Here is an 18,242-nt window from a genome sequence, read left to right as displayed (position 1 = left end):
GGCGGCGTGGGCGCCTTCGCCGTGCAGCTCGCGCGCTGGGCCGGGGCCACCGTCGTGGCGACCGCGAGCCCGCGCAGCGCGCCGGCGGTGCGGCGGTACGGGGCGGGGCGGGTGATCGACCACACGGCCGGCCCGCTCCGCGCGGCCCTGGAGGGCGAACCGCTCGACGCCGTGCTCAACCTGGACCCGCTCGGCCCGGAGGCCGCCGCCGCCCTGCCGGCCCTCCTCGGCCCGGGCGGCGTGGCGGTCTCCGTGGCGACCCCGATCCCCGGCGGCATCCACGTGGTGGCCCGCCGGGACACCCGGCAGCTCTCGCGCCTGGTCGCGCTGGTCGACGCGGGCGACCTGGAGGTCGCCCCCGCCGCGGTCCGCCCGCTGGCCGACCTGGCCGACGTACACGCGGAAGCGGAAGCGGGCACCCTCGTCCGAGGAAGGACGATCCTGGTCCCGGACCCGGGCCGGCGCGCAACCTGGACGGGCCGGAACCTAGACGGCCTAGCTGTTCAGCTCCGCCAGGACCCGCAGGGTGTGCGGGTCGGGGGCGGTCAGGAGCAGGTCGGTCACCGGGCCCTTGCGCCACAGCTCCAGGCGTTCGGCGATCCGCTCCCGCGGTCCGATCAGGGAGATCTCGTCCGCGAAGGCGTCCGGGACGGCCATGACGGCCTCTTCCTTGCGCCCGGCCAGGAACAGCTCCTGGATCCGGTGCGCTTCTTCCTGGTAGCCCATCCGGCCCATGAGGTCGGCGTGGAAATTGCGGGCCGCGTGCCCCATCCCGCCGATGTAGAAGCCCAGCATCGCCTTCACGGGGAGGAGTCCCTCCGCGACGTCGTCGCAGACCTTCGCCCGGGCCATCGGGGCGATCATGAACCCGTCGGGGAGTTCGGACAGCGAGGCCTGGTAGACGTCCGTGCGGGTCGGCGACCAGTAGAGGGGGAGCCAGCCGTCCGCGATGCGGGTGGTCTGGGCGATGTTCTTGGGGCCCTCCGCGCCGAGCAGGACCGGCAGGTCGGCCCGCAGCGGGTGGGTGATGGGCTTGAGCGGCTTGCCGATGCCCGTGCCGTCCGCGCCCCGGTACGGGTGGCTGTGGAAGCGGCCGTCCAGGGCCACCGGGGCCTCGCGGCGCAGCACTTGGCGGATGACGTCCACGTACTCCCGGGTCGCCGTCAGCGGGCTGGAGGGGAAGGGGCGCCCGTACCAGCCCTCGACCACCTGCGGGCCGGACAGGCCGAGGCCGAGCATCATCCGGCCGCCGGACAGGTGGTCCAGGGTCAGGGCCTGCATGGCGGTGGCGGTCGGGGTGCGGGCGGCCATCTGCGCGATGGCGGTGCCCAGGCGGATGCGCGAGGTGTGCGCGGCGATCCAGGTGAGCGGGGTGAAGGCGTCGGAGCCCCACGCCTCGGCGGTCCACACGGAGTCGTAGCCGAGGTTCTCGGCTTCGGAGGCGAGGTCGAGGTGGTCCGGGTTGGGGCCGCGGCCCCAGTAGCCGAGTGCGAGTCCGAGGCGCATGTGACGGTCCCCTCCACGAATCTGACGATGCGTCAGGTGACTGTAGGGCAACGACCCCCCGCCCGGAAGGGCGGGGGGTCGTTGTGCGTGAGCGTGCCCGGGGTCAGCCGCGCTGGATGCCCGAGGTGTCGTTCAGGACGCCGCGGCGGCCGTCCTGGGTCTGGGCGATCAGCGTGGCCGGACCGCGCTGTTCCACGGCCAGGTACCAGGTGCCGGGCGCGAGCTCCGCGATCGGGGCGGGGCTGCCGTCCTCGGCGAAGAGCGGACGGGCCACCGGAACGGCGAACCAGAACGGAGTGAAGTCCGCCGCCGGGGCCGGCGGCGGGGTCGGGTCCTGCGGGGCCTGGGGCTGCTCGTGGCCGCCGCCGTAGGGCGGGACCGGCTGCGGCGCGGCCCCGTACGGCTGCGGCTCCTGGCCGCCCGGGTACCCGTACCCGGCGCCCGGCTGCGGCTGGCCGCCGTACGGCGGGACGGCGGTGGCGGCGGGCTTCGGGTCCGGCACGAGCTGCGCGGCGAGCGCGGGGACCTTCGGGCCGAAGAGGGTGACGCCGGCCAGCGCCGCGGTGGCGAGGAAGGCGATGACGGCGCCCGCGCCCAGGTCGTTCCCGGTCGGGCAGACGATCAGCCCCCACAGCGCGGACCAGGCCGCCGCCACGGAGAGCACCGTGCCCCAGGCCTGGAACGGCAGGCCCAGGAGCTGGCGTCCGGCGGGCTGCAGGCGCCCGGCGACGAGCAGACCGACGGCGACGAACGCGATCAGGAAGATGCTCGGCAGCACCAGGCCGTACGAGTCGGTGTCCCACGCGCTTTCGGTGTCGATGTTGGTCACGGAATAGAAATCGAGGAACGAGGCGATGAACAGCAGCGCCGCTGCTCCGATCACCACGCCGTCGCCTCGAGTGAGGGATCGGATGTTCACGTGTCAGGTGTCCTTCTCGGTCTCGTCGTCTCGTGGTGCCGTGGGCGCCCGCCGTGACGCAGGGGGCGGGCGGCACCATGGTACGGAGCATTGCCGCGGCCGAGAGGATCGGGGCTGCGGGCCGTCCGGAGGGACGGTCCTGGTGGCCCTACCCGCCGAGGAAGCCGACGATGCCGTCCGCGATGCCCTGGGCCGCCTTCTGCCGCCACTCCGGACTCGACATCTGCGCCGCGTCCTTGGCGTCACGCATGTTGCCGCACTCGATGAACACCTTGGGACGGGTCGAGAGGTTCAGCCCGCCCAGATCGTCGCGGACGACCAATCCGGTGCCGCCTCCCAGGTAGTTGGCGGGGGCGGAACCGGTGGTGCGGGCGAAGTTCCCGGCGATCCGCTCGCCGAGCTGCCGGGACGGTTCGACGATCCTCGCGGTGTCGGCGCTGCCGCCCTTGACCTTGGCGGGGAGGATCACGTGGTAACCGCGGCTGCCGGCCGAGACCCCGTCGGCGTGGACGGAGACCACGGCGTCGGCGGCGGCCTGGTTGCCGATGCGGGCGCGCTCGTCGATGCAGGGGCCGAAGGGGCGTTCCTTGCCCGCCTCGTGGGTGAGGACCACCTTGAGGCCCTTGGCCTCCAGGACGGTGCGCAGGCGGCGGGACACGTCCATGGTGAACTCCGCCTCCATGTAGCCGGAGTTGGTGGTGGTGCCGGTGGTGTCGCACTCCTTGCGGTTGGTGCCGATGTCCACCCGGCGGTTGATCTCGGTGGTGTGCTTGAAGTTGCCCGTGTTGTGGCCGGGGTCGATGACGACGGTGCGGCCGGCGAGGGGGTTGGCCGCGGCGGGGCTCGGAGCGGTGCCGGTCCCCGCGGGGGTCGTACCGGGGGCCGGGCTCGCTGCCGGAGCCGACGCGGATGCCGGTGCGGATCCCGTCGCCGCCGGCGTGGAGGGTGCCGCCGCCGACGCCGAGAGCGGCATCACGATCCGGGGCGGCCGGGAGTCGTCGCCCGCGCCCCCGCTCAGCACCTCGGTCAGCACCCACCCGGCCAGAGCGGCCGGGGCGATCGCGGCCGCCGCGACCACCAGGGTGGACCGGCGGGCGTACCAGGGCCGGTCCGGACTGATGGACGTCGAGGACTCGGGGAGCGGCGGGGAGCTTTCGTCGTAGCGCACCCGGCGATGCTAGACCGGGGGTCGGTCGGGTGTACGGACCCTGGGCCATCCGGGGGCGCGGTGAGGTTATATGCCGGGTCCGTGTCCTGGTCCCGGTCCGGGGCCGCGTCCGGGTCCGGTTCCGGCAGTGCGGCTCGGGGCCGCACCTCCGGCCTCGAGCCCGGGCCCGGGGGTCAGATGCCCTCGCCCGTGCGGCGCAGGACGCGCAGGGAGTCGGTCGCCGAGACCTCCTCGAAGGCGCCCGAGGCCAGGGCGCGCACGTAGATGCGGTACGGGGCCTGGCCGCCGTCGGCCGGGTCGGGGAACACGTCGTGGATCACCAGCGTGCCGCCCTCGGCGACGTGCGGCGCCCAGCCCTCGTAGTCGCCCGTGGCGTGCTCGTCGGTGTGGCCGCCGTCGATGAAGACCAGGCCGAGCTTGCCGCCCCAGGTCGCGGCCACCTGCGGGGAGCGGCCGACGATCGCGATGACGTGGTCCTCCAGGCCGGCCTTGTGCAGGGTCCGGCGGAAGGTGGGCAGGGTGTCCATCAGCCCGATCTCCGGGTCCACCACGCTCGGGTCGTGGTACTCCCAGCCGGGCTGCTGCTCCTCGCTGCCCCGGTGGTGGTCCACGGTGAGCACGCTCACCCCCGCCTCGCGGGCGGCGTCGGCGAGCAGGATCGTGGAGCGCCCGCAGTAGGTGCCGACCTCCAGGAGCGGCAGCCCGAGCCGCGCCGCGGAGGCGGCCGCCCCGTACAGGGCGAGCCCTTCTCCTACGGGCATGAACCCCTTGGCGGCCTCGAAGGCGGCGAGGGTCTCCGGCTTGGGGCTGGCCATGGTGTTCCTCCTGCGGGGTGGGTGGCGTACGGCGTACATCTGCGCACATCGGCGGCCCATGGTGCCTTACCCGCCGGTAGGGCGCCATGGCCGGGGCTCGGCCCCCCCGCCCCCGGGCGGGCTCCGGCGCGGTGCGGGGGCTGCGACACGAGTGACTGTCGACCAGCAACTCGACAGCTTTACTTGTCGTTCGGGCTCGCGGCAGGTAAACATGTCACATGGATGATTCGACACCGATCCCGACCCCCGACCGGAACGACGAGGACTTCTGGGCCACCGTCATGAACCTGGTGGAGCCCGCCTGGAGCGAGCCCGCCGAGGACGAGGCGTTCGCCATGGACGACCAGGTGCTCGACGCGGTCCGCCCGCTGGCCCGGCGCATCTCGACGCGCGCGCAGGCCTACCACGCCGCCGGCAAGCCCTTCGACGCCGCCCTCATGGCCGCGCCCGACGTACAACTGGCCCTGCTGCGGGCGCTCTACGAAGCCAAGCGGTCCGTCGACCGGATGGCGGAGAGTGCGGCGACCGTGGCCGGCCGCAGCGGAGCCAGCTATGCGCAGCTCGGCGCGGCCTGGGGCGGCATCAAGCGCCAGTCGGCCCGCCTCAAGTGGCCCCACGCGGTGGCGAAGCGCTCCGCCAGCGAGTCCATCCCGCTGCGCTACGCGGGCGGCACCGCCGTCATCCACCACGACCCGGACGCCGACGCCTGGTGGTACACCGCCGTCGCCGCGGACGGACGGGAAGAGGAATCGGAGGCCGTGCACCCCACGTACGCCGAGGCCATCGCCCGGGCGACCGAGTTCCTCCTGGAACACGGCGAGTCCTCCCGTCCGGCGTCCTGACGGCCCGACGCGCGCCAGGACTTCCGCCGGCCCGGGTGGGCAGGGGGTGCCCTGCGGTGTCGTCGTGACCGCATCGAACGCTTCTTCGCCCGCTGTCCTGCCGGGCAGGCGCGGGCGGGCTGCCCGGCTCGCGGACGGGGCCCTGGTGCTGCGCTCCCGGCGAGAGACCCGACGCATCCCCCCGACGGCGATCCAGCGCATAGACCTGCCGGCCGACGCAGAACGGGAGCTGGTGGTCGTTCTCACCGGCTCGACCGACGAGACGGAGCCGGCGTCCTCGGACTCCTCGTACAGGGTGACCGGCCGCAACGCGTCGGCGATGCGGGCGTTCGCGGAGGAAGCGCGCCGCTCGCTTCCGCCCCGGAAGGCCGAATCGCTGCCCGGGGCGGGGCGGGGCGGGTGACGGTGAAGCGCCACGCCTCCGAGTGGAGTACGTGGATGCTGACCGTGGCCGGGCTGATGGGCGTCTGCTACGTCACCGGGGCCGTGCTCTTGCTCGTGCTGCCGGCGGCGGACCGCGCGTCCGCGATGTCCACCGACGAGGCAGTGGCGTTCTGGGTGTTCGCGCCGGCGATGGCGGCCCCTCGGGGTGGTCTGCCTGGCGGTCGGCTGGACGGGGGCCCGGGAATGGCGGGTCCTGCGTACCCGGGGCGTCACCGTGGAGGGCAGCCTGTGGCTCCGCGGCAAGGACGACGAGGGCGTCGAGGAGACGATCTACGAGTTCACCACTGCGGAGGGCACCCGGCATCGGAGGGCCACTGTCGGGTGGGGACCGGAGCGGATCGACATCACCTACGATCCGCGAGATCCGGAGCTGAACACGCAGCCGGACTTCACCTCCACCCTCGTCCCGCCGGTCGTCTTGACCGTGATCGGGCTCGGGACCGGTGCGATGGCCGTGTTCTTCTGGGTCCGGGCCGGAGGCGAACTGATCGCCCGGGCGCTCTGAACCCGACGGGCGGTCGCGCCGACAGGCCCTAGCCGAGGCCCGTGAGCAGGGCCGTCAGCCGGGCCGCGTGCCGGGAAGGGTCCGTCGGGTGGAGGAGTTCCGTGCGGTGGACCAGGCGCGGGGTGCGGACCGGGACCGCCGTGGTGCCGGGGAACGTGGCGGCCAGGGAGAGCGGGAGCGCGGTCAGGCCGTGCCCGGCGGCGGCCAGGGCGGCCAGGGCGTGCGGGTCGGTGCCGTGGTGGCGGATGCGCGGGTGGAAGCCCGGCGTGTGGCTGACCTCGCGGAGCCGGGCGAGGGGGAGCGCCGTGTCGGGGGCGTCGATCCACTGCGCCTGCGCGAGGTCGGGCAGCCGGACCGAACTCCGCCGCGCCAGGGGGTGGTCGTGCGGGAAGAGCACGGCCAGGGGCTCCTCGGTGACGGCGAGGGTCACGGTGGGGCCGAGGTCCGGCAGCGGGAGGGGGTCGCTGGGCGCGGCCACCCCGTCCAGAAGGCCGAGGTCGGCGCGGGCGGTCAGGAACTCCTCGACCACCGCGTCCCGGCCCAGGACGTACAGGTCGACCTCCACCGGCCCCGCGGCGCGCAACCGGGCCAGGGCCTGCGCGAGCGCGGGGCCGAAAGCCGCGGGGGAACAGGCCACCCCCAGCCGGGCGTCGGGGGCCCGGTGCAGGCGGGCGATGTCGGCGCGGGCCGCGTCCAGGCGCAGGAGCAGCGCGGGGGCGTGCTCCATCAGCCGGACCCCCGCCTCCGTGGGGGCGACGGGCCGCCGCTCGACCAGCCGGGCGCCCACGTCGGCTTCGAGCGCCGCGATGTGCTGGGAGACGGCCGACTGCGTGTAGCCGAGGACCGAAGCGGCGGTGGAGAAGGAGCGGTGTTCGAGGACCGCGACGAAGGTGCGCAGCAGATGCGGATCCATGCGCATCAGTATCGCTTATGTGGATAGTGAGGATCATCGTTGGACGTGATGGACCAGCAGCTCGCAGGATGGCCGTCTTGACATCCTTCCCTCCCTGAAGGATCCCCAACGGAGTCCTGAAGGGAGGGGAGTCCTACGGCTCGCACCGTGGGGTTTTCTGCTTCGTCGCCGACTGCCCGCCCGGAGTACTCCGTTGAGGTCTTACGCCAGCTCCACAGACGGGCACGGCCAGCCCGGCCGCCAGCATGTTCCTCGCCGCGTTCAGGTCGCGGTCGTGGGTCACGCCGCAGCCGCACGTCCACTCACGGACGTGCAGCGGCATCTTGCCCGCGATGGTGCCGCAGGCGGAGCACAGCCTGGAGGAGGGAAACCATCGGTCGATGGCGACCAGGTTCCGCCCGGCCGCGTCCTGCGACACGGTCGCCGTGGACGGCACGGCAACCTCGGGCAGCGGTCGCGACCACACAATCGCCAGCGGATCCGCCATCTTCGCCAGGGTCAGCGAACCATCCCGGTAGCGGAACGCGCTGGACGTGTACTCGGCGGACTTGCGGGACTTCTTCCGCGACTTGAAGCGCGGGTACTTGCCCCGCTTGGCGAAGAAGTTGGCGAACGCGCCCTGCAGATGCCGAAGGCCCTGCTGGAGCGGAACGGACGACACCTCGGAGAGGTAGGACAGCTCCTCGGTCTTCTTCCACGCAGTCAGCATGGCCGAGGTGGCGTTGTAGTTGACCCGCTCCTGCCGCGCCCACGCTTCCGTACGGGCAGCGAGCGCCAGGTTGTAGACCTTCCGCACACAACCGAAGGTGCGCGACAGCTCAGCTGTCTGCGCATCGGTCGGATAGAAGCGGTACTTGAACGCCCGCTTCACGTGGCTTGCGGCCATGCTCACAAACTAGCGAGCCTGCATGTGAATCCCAAGTCTGCTGATCAGGGCACTGGGATCCGCCCTGGCGGCGGATCCCAACCCGTTGCCCCGCTCCGCAGGAGTCCTATTCCTACCCGCCCTGAAGGGCGGGATTTCCATGGAGGTATCCGATGAACGCGCACCACACCACCGCACGCATCGCGCTGATCGCGGACCGCTCCGACGCCGTGCGCTCCCACGCCCGCGTCCCCGGCCTGCTGGAGGCGCTGCGCCTGCGCGAGGGCCTGGACCTGGACGCCTACTGGATCCCCACCGAGGAAGCCGGCGAGGGCATGGACGGCTTCGACGCCGTCTGGGTCCTGCCCGGCAGCCCGTACCGCAGCGAGGCCGGAGTGCTCACGGCGATCCGGGACGCCCGCGAGAACGACATCCCCTTCCTCGGCACCTGCGGCGGCTTCCAGCACGCCCTGCTGGAGTTCGCCCGTACCGTCTGCGGCCTCGACCGGGCCGCGCACGCAGAGAACGACCCCGCGACCGTCGAGGCGGACGCGGTGGTCGTCCCGCTGGCCTGCTCGCTGGTCGGCCACGAGGGCGCCGTACGGCTCACCCCCGGCTCCCGCGCCGCCCGGCTGCTCGGCGCGGACCGCACGCAGGCGCGGTACCACTGCGATTACGGTCCCAACCCGCTCCACCTGGACCTGTTGCGGGCCCACGGCATGACCTTCACCGGCGCCGACGAATCCGGCGACATCCGCATCGCCGAACTGGCGGAGCACCCCTTCTTCCTGGCCACCCTCTTCCAGCCCGAACTCGACGGAGACGGCACCCGCGCCCACCCGCTCATCGCAGGCCTGGCCGCGGCCGCCGTGGAGCACGCGCGGAGCCGCTAGCCGCCGGGGGAGGGGCGTCGCACTCGAACCACACCGTCTTGCCCGTGGAGTTCGGGTTCGTGCCCCAGCGGTCGGTCACCGCCTCGACCAGGAGCAGGCCGCGGCCGCCCTCGCTCAGCTCCCCGGAGTCGGGCGCGGGGCGCGGTGGCGAGGGGCAGCCGTCCGACACCTCCACGCGCAGTCCGTCCGGCTGCCGCAGGATGAGGACCGCGCAGCCCCGTCCGGGTACGTGGCGCACGACGTTGGCGACCAGCTCGGTGAGCGCGAGCTCCGCGGCGTCGGCCAGGGCGTCGAGCTCCCACTGGGTGAGGAACATCCGCAGGATGCGCCGCATGTGCCGGGCCGAATGGTCACCGACGGTGAAGCCCATGCGATAGCTGTCGTCAATTCCTGCTGATGAGGGGCCAGTTGCGAGATTCATGACATCAGGGTGAGGCGGCGTCGTTACGCTCGGCTATGGACCGAAACGAACGCCGTGATGCGTGTGCTTGGAGGTGACCGCTCCATGGTCAACGTCCGTGACCTCGACCCCAGCGCCTCTCCGCTGGACTACTACGGCGCGGAACTGCGCCGCCTACGGGAGGCCGCCGGCCTCAAACAGGGCCAGCTCGGGAGCATCGTCTTCTGCGGCGCCTCGCTGATCGGCCAGATCGAGACGGCGAGGAAGGTGCCGACCCGCGATTTCTCGGAACGGGTCGACGCGGCACTCGGGACGGGCGGTGTGTTCTCCCGGCTGGTGGGGTTGGTCCTACGGAGCCAGTTGCCGACGTGGTTCCAGGCGTACGCGGAGATGGAGGCGCGGGCGACGTACATCTCTTCGTTCCAGGCGCAGTTGGTGGATGGTCTGTTGCAGACCGATGGGTACGCGCGGGCGATCCTGGGCGTCCGGGGTGACGAGGGCCTCGACGGAAAGGTTGCCGCCCGTATGGAGAGGCAGCGGATCATGGACCGGAGCGAGCCGCCGCTGATGTGGGTGGTCATGAGCGAGGCTGTCCTGCACCAGGAGATCGGCGGCGCGGAGGTCATGCGCAACCAGCTCGCCCACCTGTTGGAGCTGCGAAGCCGGGAGTGGGTGAAAGTGCAGATCCTGCCCTTCGGTGTGGGTGCGCATGCGGGGCTGATGGGCTCATTCAACCTCCTGCGGTTCGACGGAGACCCGGATCTCGTCTACACAGAGGACTTCGTCCAGGGCCACATGACAGCTAATCCACAAGCTCTCAGGGAGGGGTCGCTCCGTTACGATCACCTTCAGGCCGCCGCCCTGTCCGTGGAGGGCTCGGCGGCACTGATCGCCCGTGTGATGGAGGAACGCTATGGACAGCATCCAGGACCTGACGGGCGCGCGCTGGCGTAAGTCCTCGTACAGCGGTGACACAGGTGGCCAGTGCGTGGAGTGCGCACCCCTCGGCAAAGCCGCCTGGCGCAAGGCCTCGTACAGCTCTGACACCGGCGGCCAGTGCGTAGAGATCGCCCCCCAGCCCTGCCAGATCGCCGTCCGGGACTCCAAGGTCCCCGACGGCCCCGTCCTCACCGTCGGCCCGGCCGCCTTCGCGGAGTTCGTCCGCGGTCTCTGACGGCCTGCCGCTGCACCGGACGCCCGCGGCGGTCGGGGCGGCGGGGTCCGCCGCCTTCGCGGGGTCGGCCAGCGCTGGTACGGAGACCGTCCGCCGGGCCATTTCTCCCACTCGCCCGACCTTGCCTTCAGGGTGCAGGTGAACTGGCTCTACCCTGAGCCGAGTTCGACGGGGCGGGCCGACCGGCCGCCCGACGGGGATCACCGGGGGACGGGCAGCATGGGCAGCGGGACCGGCAAGGGGCAGGGTGGCGGCAGTGATGACAACGTCGACGGGGGCATAAAGCCGCTCGCCGCCGGTGATCCGATCCGGATCGGGCCGTATCTGCTCCTCGGTCGGCTCGGTGCCGGCGGCATGGGACGGGTGTTCCTGGCCCGGTCCGAGGGCGGGCGCACGGTCGCGGTGAAGGTGGTGCACGAGGAGCACGTGGCCGACGCGCAGTTCCGGGCCCGCTTCCGCCGCGAGATCGACGCCGCCCGGAAGGTGGGCGAGCGGTACACCGCCCCCGTCCTGGACGCGGACCCCGACGCCGAACGGCCCTGGGTGGCCACCGGGTACGTACCCGGGCTCTCGCTGGAGCAGATCGTGCGCCGGCACGGCCCCCTGCCCGTGGCCTCCGTACACGCCCTCGCGGACGGGCTGCTGCACGCGCTGAAGGACATCCACACGGCCGGGATCGTGCACCGCGACCTCAAGCCGTCGAACGTCATGCTGACCGTCGAGGGCAGCCGGGTCATCGACTTCGGGATCTCGCGCGCCCTGGAGACCTCCGTCGAATCGCTGCTCACCAGCACCGGCATGGTCGTCGGCTCGCCCGGGTTCATGTCGCCCGAGCAGGTGCGCGGGCAGCGGGCCGGGGCGAAGAGCGACGTGTTCACGCTCGGCTGTGTCCTGATGTACGCGGCCACGGGCGAGCTGCCCTTCGGGCACGGCGCCAGCAACCAGCACGCGGTGATGTTCCAGATCGTGGAGGGCGACCCGGCCCTGGAGCGGGTGGCGGACGCCTCCCTGCGCACGCTCATCGGCCGCTGCCTGGTCAAGGGCGTCGAGGAACGGCCGGGCGTGGACGAGCTGCTGGCGGACCCGGAGCGGGTCCGCCCGGCGGTGCGCGGCGGGGCGTGGCTGCCGCCCGAGGTGGTGGAGCGGCTGGCCCGGCAGGCGGCCCGGCTGCTCGACGCGGAGGCGGTACCCGCGGTGGTGGAGGCCGGGGGCCCGGGAGACGGGCAGACCCCCGACCGGGAGACGGTCGGACTGCGGCCGGAGGCGGGCGAGTCCGGCGGGGCCGGTGAGGCCGACGGCGTCGCCGAGCCCGGCGGGTCCGGCGAGCAGGTCGTCGAGGTCGTCGAGCCAGCAGGCGGGTCGGCGGGCGGGGCGGTGGGCGGGTCGGTGGCCGCGCTGGTGACCGGACGGGCCGTAGGAACCGGTACCGCGGAGAACGAGCGGCGCGGGGCCCGGCGGCGCTGGACCATAGCCGTGCCCGCCGTCCTGGTGCTGACCGTCGGCGGCGGCACGGTGGCCCTGCTCCAGCCGTTCGGCGGCGGTGGCGGCGGGTCGCAGGCCTCGCCCCCGGCGAGCAGTGCGCCCGTGACGCCCGGCGCCTCCTCAGGCTCCCCTTCGGCGGCGAGCGGTTCGCCCGCCGCCCCGGCCAGTCCGAACTCCGAGAGCCCGCAGGCCGCCCAGAGCCCTCCCGTACCGGTGCCGGACGGCCAGGCCGCCGCTGCGGGCGCGGGCACCCCCGGCGGCGGATCCGGCACCCCGGGCGGCAGTGGCGCGAGCCAGGGCGGCGGGGGCCCGGCCGCCGGAGGCACCGGTACCGGTACGGGCACCGTCCCGACTGCCACCCCCGGGGGATCGGGCTCTCCGAGCGGCGGGGGCTCGCCCAGCGGTGGCGGCTCGTCCGGCGGCGCCGACGCGGTCCCCGCGTACTTCGCCGGCACCTGGACCTACAAGGGCGACTTCAACATCGGCCAGCCAGGAACGGTGATCATCACTCGCTCCGGGGCGGTCCGGCTGATCAACGAGTCCAACATGGGGCACTGCGAGAACATCGCCAAGGTGACCTCACTGGCCTCCGGCGGGACCCGGATCAACATCGGCGCGGCCGCCGTGGACAAGTCCAAGTCCACCAGCCAGTTCTGCGGCGTCCTGGACCCCTCCTTCTTCACGAAGAGCCTGCCGGCCGGCCTCCAGCACAACGTGGGCCCCTCGCACGGCGAGGGCTACTACTACGAACGTTCCTGACGTCCGTGAAACGACGGTGTCAGGTACCGCTCGCCAGGCCGGTCTCCCAGGCCCACGCGGCGATGCCCACCCGGTTGCGCACCGCCAGCTTCGCCTGGATGTTGGCGACATGGGTCTTGGCGGTGCCCGGCGAGATGAACAGCTCGGCGCCGACCTCGGCGTTGGTCAGTCCGCGGGCGACGAGCAGGGCGATCTCGCGCTCCCGCGCGGTCAGGGGGTCCTCGGCCCCGGTCCGCGGCTCGGCGGCGGCCTGCGGTCGGGCCTGCGGCGCGGACAGGCCGCGCAGCAGCCGGACCGTGAGCTGCGGGCTGATCAGGGTGTCCCCGGCCATCGCCGCCCGTACGCCCTCGATCAGCAGATTGGGACCCGACCGCTTCAGCAGGAAGCCGCAGGCGCCGTTGCGCAGTGCGGTGTGCACGTAGTCGTCGAGGTCGAACGTCGTGACGACCACGACGCGGACGGGGTGTTCGGCGGTCGGGCCCGCCAGCAGCCGGGTCACTTCCAGGCCGTCCAGGCGCGGCATCCGGATGTCGGCGATCACCACGTCGGGCCGCAGCGCACGGGCGAGTTCGACCGCCGTCTCACCGTCGGCCGCCTCCCCGACGACGGTCATGTCGGGCTGCGAGTCGAGGATGAGGCGGAAGCCGTTGCGCACGTCTTCCTGGTCGTCGGCTATCAGGATGCGGGTGGTCACGGGATCATGATGCCGTGGCGTGCGATCCGGTGGCCGGAAGTGTCGCGATCACGCGCCAGCCGTCCTGGTGCGGGCCCGAGGCGAAGGTGCCGCCGGATGCGCGGACGCGTTCGGCCAGCGCGAGCAGTCCGCCGCCCCCGGCGCCCCGTTCGAGGCGGGGGAGCGCGGGCAGGTGGGAAGAGCGGGCGCGGCCGCCGTCGTTGGTCACGCTGACCGTGACGGCCGTACGGTCCGTGCTGAGCGCGACGCGCACCCCGGCCGCTCCCGGCGCGTGTCGGCGTACGTTGGTGAGCGCTTCCACCACGACCCGGTGGACCGTGGCGGCGCCCTCGCGGGAGAGGGCGTCGGCGACGTCCGGGGCCAGGTCGAGGCGGGCCCGGATCTGCCCCGTCTCACTGAACCGGTCCACGACCTCGCGGAGTTGGCCGGTGCCGGGGAGGACCGTACGGGCGCCGCCCGCGGCCTCGCCTCCGGTCGGGCCGCTGCCGGTGCCGCCGTCGTTGCCGGTGTTCTCGCCGGCGCCCTCCTCGGCCGCGCGCAGCGTCCGGACCGTGCGGTCGATCGATTCCAGTGCCGCGAGTCCGGCCCGCTCGATCCGTTCCAGTGCGAGTGCCGCGGCCGCCGGATCGTGCGCGGCCACGAACCGGGCCGCCTGGGCCTGCACGACGATCCCGCTCACGTCATGGGCGACGAAGTCGTGCAGATCGTGGGCGAGTTCGAGCTGCTGGGCGCGGCGTGCGGCAAGGACCGCCTGTCGGCGGCGGTCCTCCATCAGGCGGGGATAGCCGCCGATGACGGCCGCGACGACGATCGGCGCCGACCAGAAGGCCATCAGGCCGAGGCGCTCGAAGAAGGAGGCCTCCGGTACGAGCGGGACGGTCCATGCGGCGACGGCCACGGCGCCGAGCCCGCCGCCCGTCAGGAGCTGCCGCCGGGGCGACCAGCGCACCGCCGCCGTCAGGAGCAGCAGCACCGCTCCTACGGCCACCATGTGCCACGCCGCTCCTTCGGCCGTTCCGCGTCCGGGCCAGGCGAACGCCGCCACCAGGAGCAGGCCGCCGGCGCCGCCGGTGGCGGCTCCGGTCCACTCGCGCGACCGCGGCAGGCAGCCGAAGGTGCCGAGGGCGATTCCGGCGGCCGCGAGAGCCGGCAGTGCCCGTACGCCCAGGAAGAGCGCGGCGGCGCAGCAGGCGGCGGCCACGGCGCCTACGACGGCGCGGTCCCGGTGTGCCATGCCCATGATCTTCACCCCCACGACCTTAGGGGCAGTCCGGGCGGGCGGCCTCTGCCGAACGGCATAGAGGGCCCGCCGGGCCCCCGAGTGGATCTCCCCTTCGGCCGATGGTCCCGGACCGTCCCGGTGGCGGAGGCTGAGGCCACACCGAACAGCGGCTCATCCGGCCGCCGGGATCGAGGAGTTCACTATGTTGCGCAGTGCCTCTCTCCGTACGTCCGTCGTCGGCTTCACCGCGCTGGCGGTCATCGCCGGCCTCGCCGTCTCCGCCTCCGCCACTGCCTCCGCCACTGCCTCCGCCTCCGTCTCGGACGGGGCGAGGAAGGCGCCGAAGGAATCGAGCCTCACGGGCTCCGCCCAGATGTACCGGGCGGACGGCCAGCAGGTCCGCTTCTCCTTCGACGCACACGGCTTCGCCCCGGTCGAGCCGGACGAGCCGGACGCCCCGGCCGGCACCTCGCGCGGCACCTTCCGGTTCAGCCACTACACCGCCGACGGGAAGCAGGGCGCGTACGCCGAAGGCCGTATCGACTGCCTGCTGACCGGCGGTCCGGTCGCGACCGCCACCGGCGTCATCACGAGCTCCGACCTGCCCCCCGGTGCCGTCGGCAAGCGCGTCGGCTTCACCGTCTACGACGGGAAGGGCGACGGGAAGAAGGACCGGGTCGGCTACAGCTGGGCCGTGTCCGGCTTCGAGGGGCTGGAGGTGCCGAAGTGCCTGAGCGCCGCACCGTACGAGATCGCCGAGAGCGGCGACTTCAAGGTCGTGCACGTGTTCCCGGCGAACCCGTCGGAGAACGCGGAGAACGCGGAGAACGCCGAGAACGCCGAGAACTCCGAGAACGCGGGGGACAAGGAATGAGAGCGGCCGTGGAGCGCCGGCCGAGCCGCCGAGTGGTGCGGCTCGCCCAGCTCGCCGCGCTCGCCCCGCTGCCCACCGGGCTGTGGCGGATCGCCGGAGCGTGCGGAGTGCCGCTCGGCTTCTCCGGGGGCGATCCGCTGGCGGACGTCAGGTTCGGCAGCGGGTTCTCGCTCTACCTGATAGGCCTGAGCGCCTTCGCCGAGTTGCTGGGCTTCCTCGCCCTGGGCCTCGTGCGGCGCTGGGGCGAAGTCGTGCCGCGGTGGCTGCCGCTGATCGGCGGCAGGGCCGTCCGGCCGCTCGCCGCCGTGATCCCCGCCGGTCTGGGGGCCGCCGCGCTCACCCTGCTGGGAGTCCTGGGGGCCATCGGCTGGAACGACCCGGGGAACATGGGCGCCCCCGGTTCCCCCACGGGGGCGGCGTACTGGGTGATGACGGCCTGCTACCTGCCCCTGGTGGCCTGGGGGCCGCTGCTGGCGGTGGTCACCGTGGCGTACCACCGCCGCCGGCGGGCCTCCCGACCGGACCCCCGACGGGCCCTCCGGCGCGGCACCGTGCGCCGCCAAAGCGAGAACGTGTTTCAGTTCTGACCTTCCGTCAGAATGCAACGTGTTCTACTCTGCCGCGCATGGGCATCGGAATCACAGAGGAACAGCGGGAGTTGGCCGAAGCCGTGCGCGGGTGGGTCGCGCGGGCCGTGCCGCCCGAGGAGGTGCGCAAACTCCTCGACACCCCGCCGCAGACCGGCTCTCGCCCCGCCTACTGGGACGGACTGCTCGCCTCCGGGCTGCTGGAGCCGCACCTGGAGGGCGGGACCCTGCTCGACCTCGCCGTCGCGGTGGAGGAGGCCGCCCGGGCGGCGCTGCCCGGGGCGTACCTGCCGAGCGTGCTGGCCTCGGTACTCCTGGACCGGGCCGGGGCCGAGCCCCTCGGCGGGCGGGTCGGGGCCGTGGCGCTCGGGCCCGGGGACCTGACCGCCGTGGCCGTGGAGGGCGGGTACCTCCTCGACGGGACCGCGCCGCCGGTGCTGGGCGCGGGCGAGGCCGAGCTCGTGCTGCTCGCCGCCGAGACGGCGCACGGGACCCGCTGGTTCGCCGTCGACGCCGCCGCGCTGGACATCCGTACGCAGGACAGTGCCGACCCCACCCGGCCCACCGCCGAGGTCCGCGCCCGCGGGGTCACGGCCGGGCCGGGCGCCCTGCTGGAGCTGGACGCCGCCCTCGTACGGGACCTCGCCTGCGTGCTGTTCGCCGCCGACGCCTGCGGCACCGCCGCGTGGGCGCTGCGGACCGCCGCCGAGTACGCGAAGGTGCGCGAGCAGTTCGGGCGGCCCATCGGGCAGTTCCAGGGGATCAAGCACCTGTGCGCCGACATGCTGGTGCGCGTGGAGCAGGCCCGGGCGCTCGCCTGGGACGCCGCGCAGGCCACCGAGGAGCCGGCCGAGGTGCGCTCGCTGGTGGCCGCGCTGGCCGCCGGGACCGCGCTGGACGCCGCGTACTCCTGCGCCAAGGACTGCGTCCAGGTGCTCGGCGGCATCGGCTTCACCTGGGAGCACGACGCCCACATCTACCTCCGCCGGGCCCTCGTCGCCCGCCAGCTCCTCGGCCCCGGCGACGGCCACCGGGTCCGCGCCGTGCGGCTCGCCGCCGCCGGCGCCCGGCGCGAACTGCGCCTGGAACTGCCCGCGCGGGCCGAGACCCACCGCGCGAAGGCCCGTAGCGCCCTCGCGGACGCGGCCGGCCTCGACCCGGCCACCGCCCGCCGGGTGCTGGCGCCCACCGGGTACGCGGCCCCGTACCTGCCGGCCCCGTACGGGCTCGGCGCCGGTCCCGTCGAGCAGCTCGTCGTCCAGCAGGAAATGGCGGCCGCCGGCGTCAAGGTCGCCGACCTGGGGATCGCCACCTGGATCGTCCCCTCGCTGCTCGCCCACGGCACCTCCGAGCAGCAGGAGCGCTACGTGCTCCCCACGCTCCGCGGGGACGTCACCTGGTGCCAGCTCTTCTCCGAGCCGGGCGCGGGCTCGGACCTCGCCTCGCTGCGGACCAAGGCGGAGCGGTCGGGGTCCGGGGACGGCTGGATCGTCAACGGGCAGAAGGTGTGGACGAGTTCCGCGCACAGCGCCGACTACGGGATCCTGCTGGCCCGCACCGACCCGGACGCCCCCAAGCACAAGGGCCTCGGCTACTTCATCGTGGACATGAAGACCCCCGGGATCGACATCCGTCCGCTCAAGGAGATCACCGGCGAGGCCCTCTTCAACGAGGTCTACTTCGACGACGTGCCGCTGCCGCCGGACGCCCTGGTGGGCGCGGAGGACGGCGGCTGGAAGGTCGCCCGCAACACGCTGGGCAACGAACGCGTCCACATGGCCGACCAGATGACCTTCGACAGCGGCCTGGAGGCGCTGCTCGCCCGCTCCGCCGAACTCGAGGGCGGGTACCGGGTGCGGATCGGGGCCCTGGCCGCCGAGGCGCACGCGCTGGCCTGCATCGGGCTGCGCACCACGCTCCAGCAGGTCTCCGGACTGGAACCGGGCGCGGGCGCGTCCGTACGCAAACTCGTCCAGACCCCGCACCAGCAGCGGACCGCCGAGCTCACGCTCGAACTGCTGGGCCCGGCGGGCGCGGTGAGCGAGGGGGCGGGGAAGCGGGCCGTGCACGGCATGCTCATGTCCCGCTGCCTGACCATCGCCGGGGGCACCACGCAGGTCCAGCTCAACGTCGTCGCCGAGCGGATTCTCGGCCTTCCCAGGGACTGAAGACACCGAAGG

The 18,242-nt window shown here is 73.4% G+C and carries 19 protein-coding genes and 1 pseudogene; 11 read left to right on the top strand and 9 right to left on the bottom strand.

All coding sequences use genetic code 11. The annotated features are described in order from the left end of the window. Positions 1–6: 6 nt before the first annotated feature. Positions 7–360: pseudogene (locus tag AC6CKD_RS11430) on the top strand (zinc-binding dehydrogenase); the annotation flags it as partial. A gap of 135 nt (positions 361–495) precedes the next feature. Here the strand turns inward: AC6CKD_RS11430 and AC6CKD_RS11425 are convergent. From AC6CKD_RS11425 to AC6CKD_RS11410, 4 genes are all read right to left on the bottom strand, one after another. Then, positions 496–1,506 carry an LLM class F420-dependent oxidoreductase gene (locus AC6CKD_RS11425; RefSeq protein ID WP_498326908.1) on the bottom strand — a complete coding sequence of 337 codons (1,011 nt, stop codon included), beginning with the start codon at positions 1,504–1,506 and terminating at the stop codon, positions 496–498. Positions 1,507–1,609: 103 nt separating this feature from the next. Next, positions 1,610–2,425, bottom strand: coding sequence for a hypothetical protein (locus tag AC6CKD_RS11420; RefSeq protein ID WP_498326907.1), 816 nt, complete (start codon positions 2,423–2,425; stop codon positions 1,610–1,612). Between the two features lie 148 nt (positions 2,426–2,573). Continuing rightward, positions 2,574–3,593: an N-acetylmuramoyl-L-alanine amidase gene (locus tag AC6CKD_RS11415; protein WP_498326905.1), complete on the bottom strand. Its 1,020-nt coding sequence runs from the start codon at positions 3,591–3,593 to the stop codon at positions 2,574–2,576. 173 nt (positions 3,594–3,766) lie between these two features. Further along, positions 3,767–4,408: a class I SAM-dependent methyltransferase gene (locus AC6CKD_RS11410; RefSeq protein ID WP_498326904.1), complete on the bottom strand. Its 642-nt coding sequence runs from the start codon at positions 4,406–4,408 to the stop codon at positions 3,767–3,769. 218 nt (positions 4,409–4,626) lie between these two features. Here AC6CKD_RS11410 and AC6CKD_RS11405 point away from each other — a divergent pair, with 218 nt between their 5' ends. The 3 genes from AC6CKD_RS11405 (at position 4,627) to AC6CKD_RS11395 (ending at position 6,199) form a co-directional block, all read left to right on the top strand. Next, positions 4,627–5,250 (top strand): hypothetical protein, encoded by a 624-nt coding sequence (locus tag AC6CKD_RS11405; protein WP_498326903.1) that lies wholly within the window; start codon positions 4,627–4,629, stop codon positions 5,248–5,250. A gap of 64 nt (positions 5,251–5,314) precedes the next feature. Continuing rightward, a complete protein-coding gene (locus tag AC6CKD_RS11400) occupies positions 5,315–5,653 on the top strand; it encodes a hypothetical protein (RefSeq protein ID WP_498326902.1) in 339 nt (112 codons plus the stop codon). A gap of 186 nt (positions 5,654–5,839) precedes the next feature. Further along, complete coding sequence (locus AC6CKD_RS11395; RefSeq protein ID WP_498326900.1) at positions 5,840–6,199, top strand: hypothetical protein; 360 nt, start codon at positions 5,840–5,842, stop codon at positions 6,197–6,199. Positions 6,200–6,227: 28 nt separating this feature from the next. On the opposite strand, the gene AC6CKD_RS11390 is transcribed toward AC6CKD_RS11395, so the two are convergent. Continuing rightward, positions 6,228–7,112: a LysR family transcriptional regulator gene (locus tag AC6CKD_RS11390; RefSeq protein WP_498326899.1), complete on the bottom strand. Its 885-nt coding sequence runs from the start codon at positions 7,110–7,112 to the stop codon at positions 6,228–6,230. 133 nt (positions 7,113–7,245) lie between these two features. Further along, the gene (locus AC6CKD_RS11385; RefSeq protein ID WP_498326898.1) at positions 7,246–7,998 is read right to left on the bottom strand and encodes an RNA-guided endonuclease InsQ/TnpB family protein; all 753 of its coding nucleotides are present in this window, start codon (positions 7,996–7,998) and stop codon (positions 7,246–7,248) included. Positions 7,999–8,150: 152 nt separating this feature from the next. On the opposite strand from AC6CKD_RS11385, the gene AC6CKD_RS11380 reads away from it, so the two are divergent. After that, complete coding sequence (locus AC6CKD_RS11380; RefSeq protein ID WP_498326896.1) at positions 8,151–8,870, top strand: CTP synthase C-terminal region-related (seleno)protein; 720 nt, start codon at positions 8,151–8,153, stop codon at positions 8,868–8,870. Here the strand turns inward: AC6CKD_RS11380 and AC6CKD_RS11375 are convergent. Next, the gene (locus tag AC6CKD_RS11375) at positions 8,821–9,291 is read right to left on the bottom strand and encodes an ATP-binding protein (RefSeq protein ID WP_498326895.1); all 471 of its coding nucleotides are present in this window, start codon (positions 9,289–9,291) and stop codon (positions 8,821–8,823) included. The two genes, AC6CKD_RS11380 and AC6CKD_RS11375, sit on opposite strands and share 50 nt — an antisense overlap. A gap of 84 nt (positions 9,292–9,375) precedes the next feature. On the opposite strand from AC6CKD_RS11375, the gene AC6CKD_RS11370 reads away from it, so the two are divergent. From AC6CKD_RS11370 to AC6CKD_RS11360, 3 genes are all read left to right on the top strand, one after another. Then, the gene (locus AC6CKD_RS11370; protein ID WP_498326894.1) at positions 9,376–10,224 is read left to right on the top strand and encodes a helix-turn-helix domain-containing protein; all 849 of its coding nucleotides are present in this window, start codon (positions 9,376–9,378) and stop codon (positions 10,222–10,224) included. Then, on the top strand, positions 10,184–10,444 hold the full coding sequence (locus tag AC6CKD_RS11365; protein WP_498326893.1) for a DUF397 domain-containing protein: 261 nt from the start codon (positions 10,184–10,186) through the stop codon (positions 10,442–10,444). The genes AC6CKD_RS11370 and AC6CKD_RS11365 overlap by 41 nt, the downstream gene beginning before the upstream one ends. A 219-nt stretch (positions 10,445–10,663) precedes the next feature. Then, positions 10,664–12,685, top strand: a complete 2,022-nt coding sequence (locus AC6CKD_RS11360) for a serine/threonine-protein kinase (protein ID WP_498326892.1) — start codon at positions 10,664–10,666, stop codon at positions 12,683–12,685. Positions 12,686–12,704: 19 nt separating this feature from the next. Here AC6CKD_RS11360 and AC6CKD_RS11355 read toward each other — a convergent pair whose 3' ends face one another. Beyond that, positions 12,705–13,379, bottom strand: a complete 675-nt coding sequence (locus tag AC6CKD_RS11355) for a response regulator (protein WP_498326891.1) — start codon at positions 13,377–13,379, stop codon at positions 12,705–12,707. Between the two features lie 4 nt (positions 13,380–13,383). After that, positions 13,384–14,619, bottom strand: a complete 1,236-nt coding sequence (locus AC6CKD_RS11350) for a sensor histidine kinase (protein WP_498326965.1) — start codon at positions 14,617–14,619, stop codon at positions 13,384–13,386. Positions 14,620–14,803: 184 nt separating this feature from the next. Between AC6CKD_RS11350 and AC6CKD_RS11345 the strand changes: the two genes are divergently transcribed. From AC6CKD_RS11345 to AC6CKD_RS11335, 3 genes are read left to right on the top strand one after another with little or no spacing between them, the layout of a single operon-like run. After that, positions 14,804–15,475 carry a hypothetical protein gene (locus AC6CKD_RS11345; protein WP_498326890.1) on the top strand — a complete coding sequence of 224 codons (672 nt, stop codon included), beginning with the start codon at positions 14,804–14,806 and terminating at the stop codon, positions 15,473–15,475. Next, positions 15,472–16,062, top strand: a complete 591-nt coding sequence (locus AC6CKD_RS11340) for a hypothetical protein (protein WP_498326889.1) — start codon at positions 15,472–15,474, stop codon at positions 16,060–16,062. Before AC6CKD_RS11345 ends, AC6CKD_RS11340 begins: the two co-directional genes overlap by 4 nt. A 38-nt stretch (positions 16,063–16,100) precedes the next feature. Continuing rightward, on the top strand, positions 16,101–18,230 hold the full coding sequence (locus AC6CKD_RS11335; RefSeq protein WP_498326888.1) for an acyl-CoA dehydrogenase family protein: 2,130 nt from the start codon (positions 16,101–16,103) through the stop codon (positions 18,228–18,230). The last annotated feature ends 12 nt before the right edge of the window (positions 18,231–18,242 follow it).

It is taken from the genome of Streptomyces sp. GQ60, assembly GCF_059758875.1.
Note: the sequence above shows the minus strand (reverse complement) of the source record. Positions and strands in the feature narration are given on the sequence as shown.

What these genes read in the sequence shown, in the direction of transcription:
- AC6CKD_RS11425 (WP_498326908.1), bottom strand. Translation starts at nt 1,506, where the DNA reads ATGCGCCTCGGACTCGCACTCGGCTACTGGGGCCGCGGCCCCAACCCG.
- AC6CKD_RS11410 (WP_498326904.1), bottom strand. Translation starts at nt 4,408, where the DNA reads ATGGCCAGCCCCAAGCCGGAGACCCTCGCCGCCTTCGAGGCCGCCAAG.
- AC6CKD_RS11405 (WP_498326903.1), top strand. Translation starts at nt 4,627, where the DNA reads ATGGATGATTCGACACCGATCCCGACCCCCGACCGGAACGACGAGGAC.
- AC6CKD_RS11390 (WP_498326899.1), bottom strand. Translation starts at nt 7,112, where the DNA reads ATGGATCCGCATCTGCTGCGCACCTTCGTCGCGGTCCTCGAACACCGC.
- AC6CKD_RS11385 (WP_498326898.1), bottom strand. Translation starts at nt 7,998, where the DNA reads ATGGCCGCAAGCCACGTGAAGCGGGCGTTCAAGTACCGCTTCTATCCG.
- AC6CKD_RS11380 (WP_498326896.1), top strand. Translation starts at nt 8,151, where the DNA reads ATGAACGCGCACCACACCACCGCACGCATCGCGCTGATCGCGGACCGC.
- AC6CKD_RS11375 (WP_498326895.1), bottom strand. Translation starts at nt 9,291, where the DNA reads ATGAATCTCGCAACTGGCCCCTCATCAGCAGGAATTGACGACAGCTAT.
- AC6CKD_RS11370 (WP_498326894.1), top strand. Translation starts at nt 9,376, where the DNA reads ATGGTCAACGTCCGTGACCTCGACCCCAGCGCCTCTCCGCTGGACTAC.
- AC6CKD_RS11365 (WP_498326893.1), top strand. Translation starts at nt 10,184, where the DNA reads ATGGACAGCATCCAGGACCTGACGGGCGCGCGCTGGCGTAAGTCCTCG.
- AC6CKD_RS11360 (WP_498326892.1), top strand. Translation starts at nt 10,664, where the DNA reads ATGGGCAGCGGGACCGGCAAGGGGCAGGGTGGCGGCAGTGATGACAAC.
- AC6CKD_RS11350 (WP_498326965.1), bottom strand. Translation starts at nt 14,619, where the DNA reads ATGGGCATGGCACACCGGGACCGCGCCGTCGTAGGCGCCGTGGCCGCC.
- AC6CKD_RS11345 (WP_498326890.1), top strand. Translation starts at nt 14,804, where the DNA reads ATGTTGCGCAGTGCCTCTCTCCGTACGTCCGTCGTCGGCTTCACCGCG.
- AC6CKD_RS11340 (WP_498326889.1), top strand. Translation starts at nt 15,472, where the DNA reads ATGAGAGCGGCCGTGGAGCGCCGGCCGAGCCGCCGAGTGGTGCGGCTC.
- AC6CKD_RS11335 (WP_498326888.1), top strand. Translation starts at nt 16,101, where the DNA reads ATGGGCATCGGAATCACAGAGGAACAGCGGGAGTTGGCCGAAGCCGTG.